Origin of the sequence: Pseudomonas sp. RGB, assembly GCF_007713445.1 — a bacterium.
Taxonomy (GTDB): Bacteria; Pseudomonadota; Gammaproteobacteria; order Pseudomonadales; family Pseudomonadaceae; genus Aquipseudomonas.
In genome coordinates, this window is record NZ_VMSH01000021.1 from 1 (window position 1) to 18,912 (window position 18,912).

An 18,912-nucleotide genomic window follows, 5' to 3' on the forward strand; every position below is an offset into this window, starting at 1 on the left:
AGATGTGTATAAGCGACAGGCCCAAGCTGCGGAATAGCCGTCTGCACAACATCCACACACTCCACCCGTGTCGCAGTGCACGCTGCAAGCTGCGCCAAAGTCGGCTGACTGAACAACGTCCGCGCATCCACATCCAACCCCGCCTTGCGCATACGCGCCACCAAACTCACCGCCAGCAACGAATGCCCGCCCAGCTCGAAGAAATGGTCATGCCGCCCTACCCGCTCCAGCTTCAAGACCTGCGCCCAAATCCCCGCCATCAAGGTTTCCACCTCACCCACCGGCGCCTCATACGCACGGCTGACCACCGCCTCCAGCCCCGGCTCAGGCAGCGCCTTGCGGTCAAGCTTACCGGCGGGATTAAGCGGCAATACCTCAAGCTGCACAAAAGCCGCCGGCACCATGTACTCCGGCAATTGCTCCAGCACATGGGCACGCAAAGCCTCCAGGCTCGGCGCCTGAGCGCGCAGGGTGAAGTAGGCCACCAGCCGCTCATCGCGAATCAGTACCGCCACCTCGCGCAGCGCCGGATGCGCCGCCAGGCGTGACTCGATCTCCCCCAGCTCCAGGCGCACACCGCGCAGCTTGACCTGAAAGTCATTGCGCCCCAGAAATTCCAGATTACCGTCCGGCAAGTAACGCACCAGATCGCCCGTGCGGTACAGCCGGTCACCCGCCACGAACGGGCTGTCGATAAAGCGCTCGGCCGTCATCTGCTCCAGCCCCAGATAACCCCGGGCTACGCCAACGCCGCCGATATGCAGCTGGCCGCTGACGCCCATCGGCACCGGCGCATCGTGTTCGTCCAGCACATACAGGCGCGTGTTGTTGATCGCACGGCCAATCGGCAGCTGCAAGGCCGGCACCGGATCGCCGGGTTCCAACGTCCACGCGCTGCTGTCCACCGTGGCTTCGGTGGGCCCGTAGACGTTATGCAAACGCACCTTGGGCAGGCGCGCCTGCACGCCACGGGCCAGGGCTTCGGTGAGTTCGCCACCGCCGCAAAGCACGTCGGTGAGGCTGGTGCACAATGCCGACTCTTCCAGCTCGAGAAACTGCTGCAACATCGCCGGCACGAACTTGATCACCGTGATCTGCTGCTCGCGAATCACTTGCGCCAAATAAGCCGGTTCACGGTGGCCGTCGGGCCGCGCAAGTACCAGGCGCATGCCGTTGGCCAGTGGCCAGAACAACTCCCACACCGAGCCGTCGAAGCTGAACGGCGCACGTTGCAGCAACGCGCCGCCTTCGGTATTCGGGCACAGCCGGGAGCCCCAGTGCATCAGGTTGCCCAGGCCGCGATGTTCGATCATCACGCCTTTGGGCGTGCCGGTGGAACCCGAGGTGTACATCACGTAGGCCAGGTTGGCGACGCTCAAGCCGGGCACCGACGGATTGCCGCTGGGCGCCTGGCTCCAGGCGTTCTGGTCAACGTCGATCACCGGGACAGACACCGCGCCCGGCAAGTCGCGGGTGGCGGCGTGCACCAGCAGGGCCACCGGTTGGCTGTCGTTGAGCATGTAGGCCAGGCGCTCGCGCGGATAGCCCGGGTCGAGCGGCACATAGGCGCCGCCCGCCTTGAGAATCGCCAGCAAACCCACCACCAGGTCCAGCCCGCGCTCGACACACAGCGCCACCCGCGAATCCGGCTCGACCCCGCGTTCACGCAGGTGGAAGGCCAGCTGATTCGCGCGCTCATTGAGCTCGCGGTAGGTCAGTTGCCGCTCGCCGGCCTGTACCGCGATGGCATGGGGAATGTGCCGCGCGTGGGCTTCAAACAGCGCCTGCACGGTAAGGGTTTCGGGGTAGCCGGTTTCGGTGGCGTTGAGGTCCACCAACAGCCGGTGCAGCTCGCTGGCAGGCAGCACCGGCACCGTGCGCAATGGCGTGGCCGGTGCGTGTTCGAGTGCGTCGGCCAAGCCGTGCAGGGTCGTGTCGAGGTATGCCAACAGCCGCTGGGCGCCGACCTTGCGCGGCGCCTTGGCCTTGAGCCGAAAGCCGCTGGCAACGTCGTCAACGGTGAGCATCAACGGGTAACTGAGGATGTCTTCACTGCTGAGCAACGCAATGCCCGGCACCAGGTTCAGGCGTGGGTCAGCGTCGGTGTGACGGTAGTTGAGCAGGCTGTTGAACAGCGGCGACGCACTGCTGCAACGCTGGGCCAAGGCGAGCGAGGCCTGTTCATGGGCCAACAAGGCGCTGAGCTGGGTGTGGGTGTCATTGAGCGCATCGAGCACGGTTTGCCCGGCCAGGCGCACGCGCAACGGCAAGGTATTGATGAACATGCCCAGCGCGCGATCGGCGCCCTCGCCGGCTTGCAAACGGCCGAGCAGCACGGTGCCAAACACCACGTCATCGCGGCCCGCGACACGGCTGAGCACATGCGCCCAAGCCAGATGAAACAGGCTGGCAGCGCTGACGCCAAGGGCACGCGCCTGGGCCCGCAGGCGTTGGTTGAGCGCGTCGCCGAGAGGCTGTTCGGACTCCTCGATTTCAGCGCGGTCTGCCTGCCGCTCCTGCAAGCCGAACGCCAGGGTCGGCTCGTCGACATCCGCCAGGCGCTCGCCGAAGAACGCCTCGTGGGCGGCCTGTCGTTCCGGCGCCCGGGTCTGTGCGACCACATTGCGATACGGCACCGGCACCGGCAGTTGCGCCTGCTCCCCAAGCAGGTGCGCGCGGATTTCGTCCACCAGCACGGTGGTCGAGGTGGCGTCGTTGACCAAGTGATGGAAACGCAGCTTGGCAACCCAGCGCCGGTTATGCGGCTCTTCGGCGTAATCCAGGGCCATCAGCGGCGCCTGGCGCAAGTCCAGCGGCTGATGCTGTTCGCGCAGGGGTTGAACCCGCAATTGTGCGTCGCGCCACACCACTTGCATGGGCTGTTCCAGGGCATCCCAAGCCAGGCTGGTACGCAGGATATCGTGACGGTTGATCACCTGTTGCAACGCCTGGGCAAACGCGTCGAGCTGCGCGCGACTGGCGAAACTGAACAGCGCATGTTGCTGATAGGGATCGCGTTCGTCGGTGAGGTGGTGGTAAAGCAAGCCTTCCTGCAACGGCGCCAGCGGGTAGATTTCCTGCACATTGGCCGCCCCTCCCGGAATGCCGGCGACGATGCGATCAATGCCGGGCTGATCCAGTTCGGCCAGCGCGAGCATGTCTGGCGTGATGTGCGTGCAACCCGACGGGATGCGGTTAGCCGGCACCTGTCTGTCGCTGCCGGCACTGGCCGCCGCCAACGCTGCCAGGGTGGGCTGGCCGAACAACACCTGCACGTCGGCGCGCAACCCGGCATCGCGCATGCGTTGCACCAGTTGCACCGCCAGCAGCGAGTGCCCGCCCAACTCGAAGAAATGGTCATGGCGCCCTACCTGCTGCACATGCAGCAACTGCGTCCAGATCTGCGCCAGAGTGGTTTCCACGCCTTCGCGTGGCGCCTCAAACAACCGCGTCACAAAAGCCGCCTGTGTGGGCGCCGGCAAAGCCTTGCGGTCGAGCTTGCCGTTGGCGGTGAGCGGGAAAGCCGCCAGCTTCACGTAGGCCGCCGGCAGCATGTAGTCAGGCAACGAGGCTTGTAGATGGGCACGCAGCGATTCGACAGTGACGCTGGCGCGTTCGACATACCACGCCAGCAATTGCCCCTCACGAAACAGCACGGCGGCTTCCATGACGGCCGGGTGCGTGGCCAGCGCAGATTCGATTTCCCCCAGCTCGATACGCACGCCGCGGATTTTCACCTGATCGTCATTGCGGCCCAGGTACTCGAGATTGCCGTCGGGCAGCCAACGGGCCAGGTCGCCGGTGCGGTACATCCGGCCGTTGCTGAAGGGGTCATCGAGAAAACGTTCGCCGGTCAGTTCCGGACGGTTGAGATACCCGCGCGCCACGCCCTTGCCGCCGACGTACAACTCCCCCGCCACACCGATGGGCACCGGGCGTTGCTGCTCATCAAGCAAGTAGACGCAGGCGTTGGCGACCGGTGCGCCGATATGCAGCGGCCGGCCCACTTCGACACGCCCGGAGGTGGCGACCACCGTGGCTTCGGTGGGCCCGTAGTTGTTGATCACCTCGAACGTCTGCGTTCGGCTGAACGAGCGAAGCCGGTCGCCGCCGATCAGCAATGTACGCAATGTAGGGTGTTCCAGGCGCTGACTGAAGGCGTACTCGGCCACCGGCGTCGGCAAAAAGCACACCTGCAACGGCTGCGCGCGCCACCAGTTGAGCAACGCATCGATGTCCTGTGCGTCATCCTGTGCCGGCGGCAAGTGCAGCGTCGCGCCCACACACAGCGCCGGCCAGACTTCCCAGGCCATCGCATCAAACCCGAAGCCGGCCACGCTGGCCGTGTGGCTGCCGGCGCGCAGGTCGAACGCCCGGCAATGCCAATCCACCAGGTTCGCCACCGTATGGTGCTCGACCATCACACCCTTGGGCTGCCCGGTGGAGCCGGAGGTGTAAATCACGTAGGCCAGGTTCGACGGCGTGACGGCGACTCGCGGACTGTCGCCCAGGTGCACGGCCGGGTGCTCCAGGCGGATGACCGGCACGTCCAGCAAAGGCAGGCGATGCAGCAAATCCTGCTGAGTCAGCACCGCCACGGGCGCACTGTCGTGCAACAGGTAGTTCAGGCGTTCGGCAGGATGGGCCGGGTCCACGGGGACATAACAGGCGCCGGATTTGAGGATCGCCAACAACCCCACCAAGGTGTCCAGGCCACGCCGGGCCACAATCGCCACGCGATCGTCCAACTGCACGCCGTGTTCGAGCAACTGCCAGGCCAGCGCATTGGCCTGTTGATCGAGCTGGGCGTAAGTCAACTGCTGGCCCTGGTGCACCGCCGCGATGGCCTGCGGCGTGCGTGCGGCCTGCGCCTCTATGCGCGCGTGCAGGGTTTGCGGTTCGGTGGCGGGTTGTGCGGTGGCATTCCAACGCAGCAATTGGGCCTGTTCGGCCGGCGTGACCAGCGACAACTCAGCCACGCTCAGCACGGTGTCTTCCAGGCCCTGTTCCAGCAGCCAGGTAAAGCGCTGCGCCATCGCTTTCACGTCGTCGTGCTGGAAATACGCCTCGTTGTACACGCAGTGCAGGCACGCGGTGTCCTGATAACGGTTGCTGCGCAGGTGGATGGCAATCGGCAGCGGCTCATGATGGTTGGAAACCTTGACCGCGCGGGCCTGGACCTGACCGTAACGCAGGTCGTGGTCGTCCTGCTCGAAGGACACCGACAGGTCGAACAACTGGCCACGATCTGTACGCCGCAGGCCCAGCTCACGGTTCATCTCGCTCAACGGGAAGCGTTGATGACGGAAATCCTGTTTGAGCTGGTCACGTATGCCACGCACCAAGGCGCTGAATGACAACTGCTCGCTGAACTGAAAACGCACCGCACTCACCTGGGTGAACAAACCCACGGTAGACCGAAAACGCGCGTTGGAGCGGTTGAGAATCGGCAACCCCACTACCCACTCATCGCGTTGGCTGGTGCGGGTGAAATACACGTACATCGCCGCCAGCAACACATGAAAGGCCGAGGCCTGATAACGGTTGGCCACTTGTTCCATGCGGTTGAGCAGCGCCACCGGAAACGCTTGCACCAGCGTATTGCTCGGCGCCTGCGCGTTATGCCGAGGCGTCAACAGCGGCGCGGGCAGCACCTGGTATTTGTCCAGCCAATAGGCACGGTCACGGGCATAACGCGCCGATTGCAAGTAGCGCTGGTCGGTGTCGATGAAGTCGATATAGGACGGCGCCAGTGGCTCCGGTTGCCGACCTTGCTCCAGGTCGCTGTACAGCCGAGCCAGGGACTGCAGCATCTGGCCAAAGCCCCAGCCGTCGAGGATCAGGTGGTGAGCCTGGGTACCCAGGCGGTAGTGATCATCATCGAGTTTGACCAGGAAGAACCGAAACAACGGTTCACCGCTCATGGCATACGGGCGGGCCATTTGCGCCTGCATCAATGCCTGGGTCGCGGCCTGCGGGTCGGGCAGCGCAGAGTAATCGTACTGGCCCACTTCCACGGCCATCGCAGGGACGAAGGTTTGCCGAGGCAGACCCTGGTCGTCGCTATGCAGCTGGGTGCGCAATGCATCGTGTTTGGCCACCAGCCGCTCGACGGCGCGCTGGATCAAATCGGGGACCACCGGCCCGGCGAAATCGACATAGCCGCCGATGTTGTACAGCGGTGAGTCGCCCACACGCAGTTGGTCGAGCCAGATGTCCTGTTGGGCAGCGGTGAGGGGGAAGCTGGCCGGCTGGCGGGTGAGATGCGTCATAAGATCCTTCTCATGGGAGTTCAGGCACTGGCCGCGCGAGGGCCCATTTCGCCGAAATTGCCGGATTTGAGCATGGGGGTTCGGGCCTGTCTGTCACCCGAAACCCGGACACCACAAAGGCGCAAAACGACCTTGGCTGAGGGTTCATTGCTGAATCGATTAAACGCTTGTAGGAAATTGGCTATTTGTGGCCGCTACCAATGCTTAAAAAAATTTTTTAAATAAACATATTTTTCATATAAATCAGCACGTTAATTAAATCTAAAAAGCATAGGCGGTTTTTCGTGGGCGGAATGAGCTGTCAGAAACGTCGAATTAATGACGTGGTTTTTATGGCAGGTTGTGTCCCTCGTTTCCGCTGCATACGTAGGACAAATCCCTATGGCTAAATAAAATCTCGAACGCCGAACTACGTTCAAGGAGCACGGACCGCGCCTCACAAACCCAGGGCGCCCCGTCGACGGTTTTCGACATCAAGGATGAGATGGCTATGAGTCTGACCCGCAGTATTGGCGACACACAGAGCCCGCATTTCTACGCCGAAATGGGTGAGTTGATTTCAAGCAGCGGCCACCAGCACTTCGCCGCCAACATGTTGCACCTCGTGGACAAGTGGGTGCCGATTCATCTGGTGGACCTCAGTGAATGGACCCTCGACGAGCTGCGCGACAGCGTGCGCGAGATCAAGCTCCTGGGCAGCGCCGGCGTTAAAAATGACCTGTCTGCGCCGCAGACCCTGCACCCCATCAAAGACCACCCGCTGCTGCGGCAAATGCTGCGCATGCAGGACCCGCTGTTGATTCAAATGAAGGCCAAGGCCAACAGCGCGCACCCGCGCGGCAGCTCACACCAGTGCAACCTGGTGTCGCGCCAGGGCAATCGACGCTGCGTGATTTCGTTCTATCGCCCGCCGACGCAGCCGGGGTTTTCCCTGGCGCAGTTGTCGTTCCTCAAGTGCCTGTCGGACACCCTGCTGCCGTTGATGGAACGGCACGCGCAGATCCTGCGCCAGGCACCGCACACCGAGATCGAGCCGGCGCACAACCCGCTGGAGCAGTCGCAGCTGCAGCGCGAGTTCTACAAGCGTTTGTCCTTAAGCGATATCACCCTCTCGGCGCGCGAGCAGGAAGTGTGCCTGGGCCTGTTGACCGGCGGCACCGTGCCGCAAATGGCGGAAAAACTCAGCGTGAAAAACAGCTCGATCGAAACCTACCTCAAACGCGCCGCAGCCAAGTTGGGCGTCAGTGGCCGACATGGCCTGGCCAAATGGATGGTTGGCGCCTGATGAACAAAGGGATGCTCACAACGCTAGGCGTGGCCTGGATGCTCGGCGGTTGCTCGCTGATCCCCGAGTACCAGCGGCCGGCGGCGCCTGTGCCGGCGCAGTACCCGCAAAGCGGGGTCTACCGTCTGGCGCAATCGGGCACCGTGGCGATAACCCAGGACTGGCAGCAGGTGTTCCACGACCCTGCCTTGCAGCAGTTGATCGCCAATGCGCTGCTCAACAACCGCGACCTGCGCGTTGCGGCGCTGAATGTGGAGGCGTTCCAGGCGCAGTACCGCATCCAGCGTGCGGACCTGTTCCCGGCCCTATCCGCCACAGGCGCCGGCAAACGCCAGAAGTTGCCGGGCGATGTGACCGGCACCGGCAAGTCTGCGATTACTTCCAATTATTCCGCCACGTTGGGGCTCAGCGCTTATGAACTGGATTTGTTCGGCCGTGTGCGCAGCCTCAGCGAGCAGGCGATGCTCACGTACCTGGGCACCGAAGAGGCGCGACGCAGCGCGCAGTTGAGCCTGGTGGCCAACGTCGCCAATGCGTACCTGACCTGGCGCGCCGACCAGGAACTGCTGGCCCTGGCCCAGCAAACCCTGGATGCCGACGACCACAGCTGGCAGCTCACCAGCCGCAGCAAAAGTGCGGGCAAGGCCTCGGCGCTGGACGTGGTGCAAGCGCGCACCGCGGTGGAAAGCACACGTGCGAGCGTGGCCCGTTATGAACGCCAGCTCGCCCAGGACCTGAACAACCTCGCCCTGCTGGTGGGCGCGCCGGTGGATGAGCATTTGCCGGCGCGCCCACTCGCCGATGAGCTGGTGGCGCGAGTGCCCGCAGGGTTACCGTCCGACTTGCTGCAACGGCGCCCGGATATCCTCCAGGCCGAATATCAGTTGCAGGCCGCCAACGCCAATATCGGCGCGGCGCGCGCGGCGTTCTTTCCATCGGTGACCCTCACGGCCAACGCCGGCAGCACCAGCACGCAACTGTCGGGGTTGTTCAAGGGCGGCTCGGGCACCTGGACCTTCCAGCCGCAGATCAACCTGCCGATCTTCAACGCCGGCAGCCTGCGCGCCAGTCTCGACTACGCAAAACTGCAAAAGGACATCACTGTGGCCCAGTACGAAAAGTCGATCCAGACGGCTTTTCAGGAAGTCGCCGACGGCCTCGCCGCCCGCCAGACCTTTAATGACCAGCTGGATGCACAACGCGATTTCGTCGCGTCCAACCAGGCCTATTACGACCTGGCCCAACACCGCTACCGCAGCGGCGTGGACAGCAACCTGACGTTTCTCGATGCACAGCGCTCGTTGTTCAGTTCGCAACAAGCGCTGATTGTCGACCGGCTGGCACAGTTGGTGGCGGAGGTAAACCTGTATACGGCGCTGGGTGGCGCGTGGGGGGATACGCCGGTGCTGGCGACGGCAAAATAAAGCGGGTTTGGATGTGGGCTAGCCACATCCTTTGTGCAGCGTTCAAGGGGTGCGCTGTGCCACCCGCCACACCTTGTTGCCCACATCGTCTGCCACCAGCAACGCGCCTTGTAACCGGCCTGCGGGTTGCGGTTCCACGAACCCTGTTCACCGACAAACACGCCATCGGCGAACGCCGTTGGTAATCGGGCACCTGGTGGCTGCCGATTTCGTCACGCTCGTTGACCACTGTCCACAGTTGGGTGGAGCCAGGCTTCCAGATGCCGCGCGGCCTTCTTCGGCGTCGAGGCCGTTTTCACCGACATTGCTGTTGGAGCCCACCGTCACATAGAGCCGCGTGCCGTCCGGGTTGGCCAGCAGGTTTTTGGTCCAGTAATGGTTGATCCCGGCCGGCAGCCCGGTGACCTTTACCGGCGTGGCGTCTATGTGGGTCTGGCCCGAGGTAACGCCACCTTGACCACCGCGTCAGCGTTGCCGATGTACAGCTCATCACCCACCAGCGCCATGCCGAAGCATGCGCTTGGCCGGCTTGCGACAGATAATCCGGCCGCGCTGCAAATCACGGCCAACGGCCCATCGCCAGGCTGAACGGCGAGAACTCGGCAAACTGCCAGCGCAACGCCAGCGCTGCCGGGCGCCGTACCGCATGCTCCACGGTCAGCGTCCATAACCGCTGCGCACCGTCGAACATGGCCACTTCGGGGCCGCTGAGGATCAGCGCGGTGCGCCCGGCAATCTGCAGCACGTCGCCCGATTCGAAATCGATAAACAACAGCCCCGCCACAGGGTTGGCCGACAGGTTGCCCAAGGTGTTGAAGAACAGATTGCCGGCGAAGTCGGGAATGGTCAGCACATTGCCGTCGACGCGCACGAAGCCGGTGTTGCCGCCGCGATGGGAGACGTCCACCGAGCGTGCGCCCTCCTCGTCAACGTAGCTTGCGACAAAGAAGGTGTCAGCGTTGCGGATCAGGTGTTGCGCGGCGTCATCCAGGCCGTTCAAGGGCTCGACCAAGGTGCCGGGTTGGCGCGCGATGCCCTCGACCGGGCGTCGTTGAATGTACTTGGGGCAGTTGCCGAACGTGTGCACCACCTCGACCGAAAAGCCAGCGTGACCAAGGCTGCCCACGCGCCCGTTCATGCGGTTGCGGCGGCGGGTTGTGAGGTCGATGCCCAGCAGGCCCACGGACGCACCGCGGTGTAACGCAGCCAGCGCCGGGTCGCCCTTGGACGGCAAGCTGTCGATCTGCAAGGTGTGCGGGTCGGGTGAATGGGCAAACCCCGGCGCGCCTTCGAGCAGCGTCGCCCAAGGGATGCCTTGCGCATCCACCACCGCGAGCATCAAGTAGGGCAACAGCGGATAAAAATCCCGATGCTGCTCCGGCAAATGGTCGCGGATCACCTTGGGCCCCACGACTGCCATGCGCTCGGCAACGCCGGCGCTTTGCTGCATCTGCCGTTCGCCGGCATGCCAGGGGGAGGGTTCGATCAGGTTCATGGCGCACACCTCAGTGTTGGATGGGTGAATGCTGCGCTCTGTCGCCCATCGAGAGAATGCCCACGCTTGGCAATCCAGCATTACGCCAACTGAAACGCCGGATGGTCACGCAGCGCTGCCACGCAGTGATCGACAAAACTGCGCACGCGCATCGGCGCGTTGCGGCCTTCGCGGTACACCACGTGCACCGCCAGCGCCGGCGGTTCAAAGGCCGGTAGCAGGCGACGCAACTGGCCGCTCGCCAACTGGTCATGCACCGGGTAGCTGAGGCAGCGAATCAGCCCCGCACCGTGCACGGCGGCATTGATCGCGCCTTGCACCGTGGTGCAACTCAAGCATGCGCGCGCCTTCAATGAGCCGCCTTTGAAGCCCCAGTCAACCTGATCGGCACTGGCGATCAGGCGATGCTGCTTGAGGTCGTCGGGATGCGCCGGCTCGCCGTGAGCGGCCAGGTAGTCGGGGCTGGCGCAGAGAATCGGGCGCACCTGCCCTACCCTGCGGGCGATAAGTGACGAACTGGGCAGTTCACCGACCAGGATTGCCACGTCCAGCCCCTCTTCATGCAGGTTGGGGTAATAGTCGTGATAGCGGGCAACGAGACGCACGTCGGGGTAACGCTCCATATAGCCAGCCAACACCGGCGCCATGACGTAGCGGCTGAACAGAAACGGCAGAAAAACTTGCAGGTTGCCCTGAGGCTGCGCGTGCAAACCCTGGGCCGAGGCTTCGGCGGCGTCCACCGCGGCCAGCAGGCGCACGCAGTCGGCCAGGTAGGCGCTGCCCGCGTCGGTCAGGCTCACACCTCGCGTACTGCGTTGCAGCAACTGCGCGTGCAGGCGCGCCTCCACACGCGCAATCGCACGCATCAGCGTCGGGCTGGAGACGTGTGCGTGACGGGCCGCCGAGGCCAGGCTCGGTTGCCCGGCCAGCGCCGCAAACAGCCGCATGTCGCGATAACGCTCCATCAGCTGCGCCGCCTCAGCGCCGGGTTCAGGGCCGCGTCCTGCCCGAGGCGCTGAGTGAGAAAGTCGACAAAGGTATGAATTTTGGCCGGTACCCGCGCGCTCTTCTGGAACACCACCTGGATCGGCAGCGGCGCCGGCTCAAAATCCTCCAGCACAATTTCCAGCTCCCCCGCCGCCACCGCCGCTGCGACTTGATAGGACAGCACTCGCGTCATGCCCCAACCCAACCGCGCCAGGTTGATCGCCGCGTTATTGGCCGTGACCACCAGACGCGGCTCGATAGGCACGGTCAGCGGTTGGCCGCCCTCGATAAACCGCCACTCACTCACCAACTGGCTGGAGGACGACGTGACAATCTTCGCTTCACGCAGTTGCTCCGGCCGCGCCGGCCTGCCGTGCTGGTCGAGATACCCTGGCGCAGCACACACTACGCGGCGCACTTCTCCCACCTTGATTGCCTGCTGCCCCGGCTCGTGCAGATGGCCGATGCGCACGGCCACCTCCACGCCTTCATCGACCATGTTCACCACGCGATCGACCAGCAAGGCGTTGATGCTCACCTGCGGAAAACGGTCCAGGTAATCGCCCAGCACCGGCGCCACATACAATTCGCCAAACAGCACGGGCGCGGTCAGCGTCAGGTGACCGCGCGGGATGGAATAACTGCCTGCCGCCGCGTCCTCGGCCTCGTTCAGTTCGGCGAGGATGCGTCGGCAATCTTCCAGGTAGCGCTGGCCGGCTTCGGTCAGGTGCAGGCTGCGCGTGGTGCGCGCCAGCAGTTGCGTGCCGATGCGTTGTTCCATGGCGGCAATGGCCCGGGTCACGCTGGGCGGCGAGGTTTTCAGGCGGCGTGCGGCAGCGGCGAAGCCCGCCTCCTCGGCGACCGCGAGAAATACCTGCATTTCATGAAATCGGTCCATCGGCGCTCACTCTTCTGGCCACAGATCATTTACGGCGCTTGCAGCCCCACTGCCGTGCGCGGCATGCCGACAAAGCCTGGCAAGGCCTCGATGCTGGCGAGCCAGGCGCGTACCTGAGGGTAGTCGGCCAGCGACACATTGCCTTCCGGCGCGTGGGCGACGTAGGTGTAGAAGGCAATATCGGCAATACTCGGCTGCTCGCTGGCCAGGAAGCGGCTCTGGCCCAGTTGTTGCTCCACCAGCCTCAGCAGGGCGTGCGAGCGACTGATGGCGCTGACGGTGTCGACCTCGGCGCCAAACACCACGGCCAGTCGCGCGGCCGCCGGCCCGGCGTGAAGTTGACCGGCGGCGGCCGACAGCCAGCGCTGCACGCGCGCCTGGCCGGCAGGATCACTCGGCAGCCATTGGCCGTCGCCGTAGGTGTTCGCGAGGTAGACCAGAATCGCATTGGAATCGGCCAACACCGTGCCGTTGTCATCAATCACCGGCACCTGGCCGAAGTGGTTGAGGCGGGCCATAAAGTCCGGGGCTTTCTGCGCGCCCTGCTTGAGGTCTACCAGAATAAACTCGCGGGGCAGCCCCAGCAGCGACAACATCAGCTCCACTCGGTGGGAGTGGCCGGACAGTGGGAAACCATACAGTTTGATTGCAGGCTGGGACATGAAAGGCTCCAAGGATGAGGTATCGACGCCGCCATGTTCCACCGCTGCGCTGATCCCGGGAATCATCAGGATTTACAATCCAGCATTTCACCGGACGAAACAATCACTGCGCGAATAATTCCATGTTCAGGCTGGACAGCGTGATCTTCACCGCGCTGTCCAGCTCGGTCCAGGCCAGTCCGGTGCTGGCCTCATACCCCCAGCTCGAGGTGACGCGACACGCAATTGGCCGGCAACACCCCGACGCGCAACCCGGCAGACACCAGCGCGAGCATGGTGGTGAACTCGCCCAGCTCCGAGGCGATGTTCTCCCACACCGTGCCGTTCGGTGATGCGGTGCAAGCATTTGAGCTGGCGGCGGACAAGACCCAGGCGATGAAGGTGGTGCTGGACTTTGGTGTGGCGGATCTGGATTGAGGCCTTCCCGCCAAACCCTGGAGGAGCTGTCGGGCTTCAGCGAGGCTGTGATAGCGGTGGTTCAGTCAGCTTATTCGGCGACTGATACACCGTTATCGCAGGCAAGCCAGCGCCCACATTTGGGCGGTGCTGGCTGCTGTGTCAGCGCTCTTGCAGCCGGTCGCGCAAAAACCGGTGGTGGGTGGAAAACAGCCGCCTATAGGTGAGCAACACCGCACCTACCGTGCCCAGCGCCGACGACGCGGCGATCAGAAACATGATCACGATCTGATACCGCACCGCGTCCACCGGGCTCTCTCCCGCCAGTACCTGGCCGGTCATCATGCCGGGCAGGCTGACGATGCCAACCACCGTCATCTGGTTCAGCGTCGGGATCATCCCGGCGCGTACTGCCTGGCGGATGGCTTCCTGCGCGGCTTCCCAGCGCGAACCGCCCAACGCCAGGATCATCTCGATGGTGTTGCGCCCCGAGGTCAGTTCCTGGGTCATGCGCTCGATGCCCAGCGACACGCCGGTCAGGGTATTGCCAAGGATCATCCCCAGAATCGGGATCGCATACTGCGGCTCGTACCACGGGTGGATGCGGATCACCGCAAACAAACCCACCGCCGTGACCAGCCAGGAGCTGCCCCACACCGACAGGATGCTGTCGACCCGTTGCCCGCGATAGGTTCTGCGCCCACGCCCGGCCGCCGACAGGCCGGCGATCAAGGTCATCGCGCACATCAGCGGCAGCACCACGTACCAGTAGGCAAACTCGAACACCCAGCCCAGCAGATAACCGATGGCCAACAACTGCACCACCGTGCGCACCGCCGCCCACAGCAACTGGCGACCCAGGCCCAGGCGCAACAGCAAAGACAGCGCGCCGTTGATCAGGATCAGCGAGGCGGCGATGCCCATGTCCAGCGCGGTGAGGTTTTGATAATTCATGGTTGGGCCACTGCGCTCAGCACGCCGGCGCTCATCTGCAGGTGGATGGCGCTCATGCGTTGGGCCTGGTCGAGGTCGTGGGACACCCAGATGAAAGCACGCGAGGTGTCGCCGGCAAACCAGGCGTCGATCAGCGCTTCCACATCACGGGAAGACGTGGGATCGAGGGCCGCTGTGGGTTCGTCGAGTAACAGCACCTCGGGGTTGAGTTGCAGCGTGCGGATCAGCGCGACCACCTGGGCTTCACCGCCCGACAGGTCACCGGCATTTTTGTGCAGAAAGTCGGCCGTTTTCCCGGCATGCCCGAGCAGCGTGGTGACCGCCTGCAGGTCGAAGCGGCGCTTGCGCAACGTCTTGAGGCTGAACGGAAAACGCAGATTGTCTTGCACCGTGCCCTCAAGCAGCGCAGGACGTTGCGACAGGTAGCTGATGTGGCTGCGGTAATGGGGAATTTCGGCGTTGGCAACGGGCTGGCCATTCCACAGAATCTGCCCTGAGGTGGGCGCATCCAGCAGCGCCAGCGCACGCAGGAACACACTTTTGCCGGAGCCGGAAGAACCGGTGATCGACACGCGGTCGGCGCTGTTCAGGGTGAAGTCTGTCGGCTCAAGCAAGGCCACTTGGCGACGCTCGTCCACGCGCGTGAGGGCGCGGGTTTCTATCAGTGCGCTCATGGACGCGGTGTTCCTCTTAAATCCTGTTGGGCGCAATGGTGCGGCAGGTGCACGAAGATTTCATGAAAAAATTCAAACTATCGCCGTTCATGTCGTTCACACCTTCACGTGCAATGTAAACAGGAGGCGACATGCAATACCGACAACTGGGCCATTCAGGCCTGCTGGTGTCCGAAATCATCCTGGGCACCGTGCCCTTCGGCGGCCGCGCCGAGTTTGAAAAGTGCGGCGCGGTGGACGTGCCGCAGGCCAAGCGCATGTTCGACATCGCGTTCGACGCCGGCGTGAATATGGTCGACACCGCCGACCTCTACTCCCACGGCCTGGCCGAAGAAGTGGTGGGCAAGGCCTTGGGCGACAAGCGCCACGACATCCTGTTGGCCACCAAGGGCCGCAGCCCGGTGGACAAGAACCCGAACAACTCCGGTTCCTCGCGCTACCACTTGATCCGCGCCTGCGAAGCCAGCTTGAAGCGCCTGGGCACCGACCACATCGACCTGTACCAATTGCACAATTGGGACGGCATGACGCCCATCGAGGAAACCCTCGAAGCGCTGCGCCTGTTGGTCGGTTCGGGGAAGATCCGCTACTTCGGCACCAGCAACTTCACGGCCTGGCAAATGATGAAAACCCTGGGCAAGGCCGAGCTGCACGGCATGCTCAAGCCCATCACCCAGCAGATTTACTACACACCGGAATCGCGCGAAGCCGAATATGAACTGCTGCCGCTGGCGCTCGACCAGTCCGTTGGCACGCTGGTATGGGGCCCGATGGGCGAAGGCCTGCTGACCGGTTCGACGCGGCGCGGGCACAAACCACCGGCCACTACCCGCCAAGGCAGTGACTGGCCGGAACCCTATGTGCATGACCTGGAACGCGCGCTGGATATCATCGAAACCCTCGCCGCCGTAGGCGACGAGCACGGTGTATCGGTGGCGCGCACTTGCCTTGCGTGGCTCAAGGATCGCCCGGGCATTACCTCGCTGATCGTCGGCGCCCGCACCGAAGCACACTTGCGCGACAACCTGGCGGCGACCGAACTGAAACTCACCGAAGAACAGTCTTCACGCATCGAGGCGGTGACGCGGCGACAGCCGTTGTATCCGTACTGGCATCGCTTCACCGCCGGGATCGACCGTTTTGACCCGGCGGAGCAGCCGTTCCTGGCCGAGCATCAAAAGACCATGGATGCGCGCAAGGACAAGTAAGAGCAACACAACAAAAAGGTGGGAGCGGGCTTGCCCGCGAAAGCGGTGGTTCCGTCAGCACATTGGCTGACTGACATCGCGCTTTCGCGGGCAGGCCCGTTCCCACACGTGCAGGGTTGCACTGAGCGCCAATGCTGCCTATATTTCCCGCCTGGCGCTCTCTACGCCACCTTCCGCGGAAAGGGCTGCGCCCAAGACACTCACGCTGCATTTCATTTCTACGACTCCCAACCTTAAAGCGGAAAAGGTATGTGCAAGGAGATCGTATGTCGCAACGCCCTGTATCCTCCAACACCGATGGCCGTCTTAACCTTGAGCAGCAGCGCAAGCGCGCCAAGGAACTGTTGCCGCGCCTGAAAAGCCAGGACCCCACAGCCACGTTGTCCCAGGCCCAATGGCACGTCGCCCGGCAACTGGGGTTCAGCAGTTGGCCCAAGCTCAAGGCGCACGTCGACGCCCTCGACTTCGCCGCCCGCCACCCCGCGTTTGAGGCCAGTGATGAAGCCCGCACCACCCACTGGCGTTGCGGCAGCGACATTGCCCACACCCTGCAGGTGGCGGGGTTCAAAGGCCAGTTCCAGATGCTCACCGATCCGCTGTGCATGGGGCCGGTGCGTGACCTCCCCGGCGACGCGTTCCGTGCGATGCGCAGCGCGTTTATCAGCCAGGCCTTCGCCCTGGACCCCACCGAAGTCGCGCGGCGCATCAGTGATGAATACCACCAGCTTGAGGCCTTGGCCGACGCCGATCACAGCGTGCTGTGGTGCGAGGCAGATGCCTATGACCAGCTGTTCCTGATCCGTGCGTTGGCCGGGCTTGAGCAGGCACCGCGCAAGCTTGAGCTGATCGAAGTGCACCGCATTCCCGGCGTCGAGCGGTTTATCGGCATTGGCCAACTGGCACCCGACGTCCTCGCGTGGTTATGGCCACAGCGCCGGTTGATCGACGATGAGGCCGTGCAACTGGCCAAGCAAGCCTGGTCGGCTTATTGCAATCCCTCGCCGGTCGACTGGGCGCAGCTGGCTCACGGCAACCACCGCGCCCTGCCCTTGCTCGCGCCCGCGCTGACGCGCCAATTGCAGGAGCTGCCAGGCACACGCGATGGTTTGTCACTCACCGAACGCTTGTCCCTGCAGTACATCGCCGAAGCCGGGCCCGTGCCCTTTGGCCGGGTGTTCGCAGAACTGATGGGCAAGCGTGAGCCGCTGCCGTTTCTGGGCGACATGATGTTCCATGCGTTGTTGCGCCCGTTGATCGATGGTGACGCGCCGTTACTGGTCGAAACTGCGACCGAGCACGATTGGCCGCGTCGCCCACTCGCACTGACCCCACTGGGGCAAGCGGTGGTGAACGCCGACGCCTATTGGCTGGACCATGCCAGCCATACGCGTTGGGTTGGCGGGGTGTGTCTGGAACCCCGCCAACCCCACTGGACGCTGGATGACGACCACCAACCTTTATGGCGTGATTGACGGCCGCGGTTCGTGGATCGGGCACCCGTTGTGCTCGGCCCTGAACCCGGACGACATCTCGTAAGCCGGTTTACGCACGCGCATTACTCCGCCCAACGGGCGATGCGCCGCCAGCCCGTGCCACGGGCTGAAGGCCATGCCGTCGTCGATTTTCTGGACGTTTTCAGGGCTCCAGGCCGCCTGGGGTTCGAGGTCGATGCGCGCCACGGTCACGTATGGGCTGAGGTCCTCGGGCCATTGCACGGAAGCATCCTCGATGGGCATTTTTTCCAGGTCAGTGGCCAATTGCACGCGCACCTCCCAGGTGCCGCCGCTCTGGGCAAAATAAGCCTCAACGGCTGCGCGCAGGCCGTCGGGGTTGTCGCCAAAGTCCACGTGCAAGTCGGTCAATGCCGTCAGGTTGGACGACACCGGCACCACAGCGATTTTGGCGTAGTAAGGGCCATAGAGCATCGGCACCACGCTGGAAAAGCTCTCGCCAAGAATATGGGTCTGCGGATGGCCACCAAGGCTTTTCAGCGTGCCGCTTTCGCCGCCCATGGATTCAAGGGTGGCTTCCACGCCTCGCAGCAGCGCCGAGAAGGCTTTTTTCATGCCCGGCGCTTTGTCAGTGGTCTTGGCCAACAATTTCAGGGTTTTCAAAAAAGCCTTGGGCGTTGCGGCCGTGAAGGCCTTGGCGTTTTGCATGACGAAATCCTGGGTGACCTCGCCATCACTGCCCGGCAATCGCGGGCCGTCCACGCCGACGATCTTGATTGCCAGCCCGCGGGGCGTGGACACCTTGTCATCGAGAATATCGCCAGGGTTGGTCGAAAAGCGCAGGTACACCGGCAACCTCACCGGTTTGGCAAACGCGCCCTGGGCCAGTGTGGCGGGCAGGTTCTCCAGCACGCTGATGTGCCCGCGCAGCAGGCCATGGGCCTTGGCGTGGACACTGCGAGTGGCGTGGCCACTGTCGCGAAAGGTCGTTTCCATGATGCCGTGCAGCGCTTCGGCCAGCTCCTTGCTGGTCTGCGCTTCATCATCGGGAATCTGTTCGAATGACGGCTCAAAAGCCAAAGGCTGAATTGCTGGGTTGACTGCAGGTAGGTCGTTCATCAGGCGTCTCTCCGCTCGGCAAGGTATTCACGGCAGGCTTTTTTAATAGGCAGCGACGACTGAATAAATGCGGCCGTCTTGATTGAT

General features: G+C 63.5%; 13 protein-coding genes and 2 pseudogenes. 5 read left to right on the top strand and 10 right to left on the bottom strand.

Annotation, left to right across the window (positions count from 1 at the left end):
- On the bottom strand, nucleotides 1-6,272 hold a 6,272-nt coding region (locus FPT15_RS27270), incomplete at its 3' end, for a non-ribosomal peptide synthetase (protein WP_145165894.1).
- A 490-nt stretch (nucleotides 6,273-6,762) separates the two neighbouring features.
- On the opposite strand from FPT15_RS27270, the gene FPT15_RS27275 reads away from it, so the two are divergent.
- Entirely contained in the window at nucleotides 6,763-7,557 is a 795-nt protein-coding gene (locus FPT15_RS27275; protein WP_106578919.1) for a helix-turn-helix transcriptional regulator, read from the top strand.
- Entirely contained in the window at nucleotides 7,557-8,981 is a 1,425-nt protein-coding gene (gene adeC / locus FPT15_RS27280) for an AdeC/AdeK/OprM family multidrug efflux complex outer membrane factor (protein ID WP_145165895.1), read from the top strand. Before FPT15_RS27275 ends, adeC begins: the two co-directional genes overlap by 1 nt.
- A 42-nt stretch (nucleotides 8,982-9,023) precedes the next feature.
- Here adeC and FPT15_RS30185 read toward each other — a convergent pair.
- The 6 genes and pseudogenes from FPT15_RS30185 to FPT15_RS30190 all read right to left on the bottom strand — a co-directional run.
- Nucleotides 9,024-9,493 (bottom strand): annotated as a pseudogene (locus tag FPT15_RS30185) (sorbosone dehydrogenase family protein); the annotation flags it as partial.
- 47 nt (nucleotides 9,494-9,540) lie between these two features.
- Entirely contained in the window at nucleotides 9,541-10,476 is a 936-nt protein-coding gene (locus FPT15_RS27290; RefSeq protein WP_145165896.1) for a pyridoxamine 5'-phosphate oxidase family protein, read from the bottom strand.
- Nucleotides 10,477-10,556: 80 nt separating this feature from the next.
- Complete coding sequence (locus tag FPT15_RS27295; RefSeq protein WP_145165897.1) at nucleotides 10,557-11,441, bottom strand: LysR family transcriptional regulator; 885 nt, start codon at nucleotides 11,439-11,441, stop codon at nucleotides 10,557-10,559.
- Nucleotides 11,441-12,361, bottom strand: coding sequence for a LysR family transcriptional regulator (locus FPT15_RS27300; RefSeq protein ID WP_145165898.1), 921 nt, complete (start codon nucleotides 12,359-12,361; stop codon nucleotides 11,441-11,443). Before FPT15_RS27300 ends, FPT15_RS27295 begins: the two co-directional genes overlap by 1 nt.
- A gap of 29 nt (nucleotides 12,362-12,390) precedes the next feature.
- Nucleotides 12,391-13,023 (bottom strand): glutathione S-transferase family protein, encoded by a 633-nt coding sequence (locus tag FPT15_RS27305; protein WP_145165899.1) that lies wholly within the window; start codon nucleotides 13,021-13,023, stop codon nucleotides 12,391-12,393.
- A 103-nt stretch (nucleotides 13,024-13,126) separates the two neighbouring features.
- A pseudogene (locus FPT15_RS30190) lies at nucleotides 13,127-13,328 on the bottom strand (LysR family transcriptional regulator); the annotation flags it as partial.
- On the opposite strand from FPT15_RS30190, the gene FPT15_RS30195 reads away from it, so the two are divergent.
- Entirely contained in the window at nucleotides 13,249-13,440 is a 192-nt protein-coding gene (locus FPT15_RS30195) for a hypothetical protein (RefSeq protein ID WP_256676529.1), read from the top strand. The pseudogene FPT15_RS30190 and the gene FPT15_RS30195 sit on opposite strands and share 80 nt — an antisense overlap.
- Before the next feature lie 141 nt (nucleotides 13,441-13,581).
- On the opposite strand, the gene fetB is transcribed toward FPT15_RS30195, so the two are convergent.
- Nucleotides 13,582-14,373 (bottom strand): iron export ABC transporter permease subunit FetB, encoded by a 792-nt coding sequence (gene fetB / locus FPT15_RS27320; RefSeq protein ID WP_145165900.1) that lies wholly within the window; start codon nucleotides 14,371-14,373, stop codon nucleotides 13,582-13,584.
- Nucleotides 14,370-15,047 carry an ATP-binding cassette domain-containing protein gene (locus tag FPT15_RS27325; RefSeq protein ID WP_145165901.1) on the bottom strand — a complete coding sequence of 226 codons (678 nt, stop codon included), beginning with the start codon at nucleotides 15,045-15,047 and terminating at the stop codon, nucleotides 14,370-14,372. The genes fetB and FPT15_RS27325 overlap by 4 nt, the downstream gene beginning before the upstream one ends.
- 131 nt (nucleotides 15,048-15,178) lie before the next feature.
- On the opposite strand from FPT15_RS27325, the gene FPT15_RS27330 reads away from it, so the two are divergent.
- Both FPT15_RS27330 and FPT15_RS27335 read left to right on the top strand, forming a co-directional pair.
- A complete protein-coding gene (locus FPT15_RS27330) occupies nucleotides 15,179-16,255 on the top strand; it encodes an aldo/keto reductase (protein WP_145165902.1) in 1,077 nt (358 codons plus the stop codon).
- A gap of 266 nt (nucleotides 16,256-16,521) precedes the next feature.
- Nucleotides 16,522-17,727: a DUF1835 domain-containing protein gene (locus FPT15_RS27335; protein WP_145165903.1), complete on the top strand. Its 1,206-nt coding sequence runs from the start codon at nucleotides 16,522-16,524 to the stop codon at nucleotides 17,725-17,727.
- On the opposite strand, the gene FPT15_RS27340 is transcribed toward FPT15_RS27335, so the two are convergent.
- The gene (locus FPT15_RS27340; RefSeq protein WP_372241502.1) at nucleotides 17,713-18,828 is read right to left on the bottom strand and encodes a catalase family protein; all 1,116 of its coding nucleotides are present in this window, start codon (nucleotides 18,826-18,828) and stop codon (nucleotides 17,713-17,715) included. The genes FPT15_RS27335 and FPT15_RS27340 overlap by 15 nt on opposite strands.
- Nucleotides 18,829-18,912 lie beyond the last annotated feature (84 nt).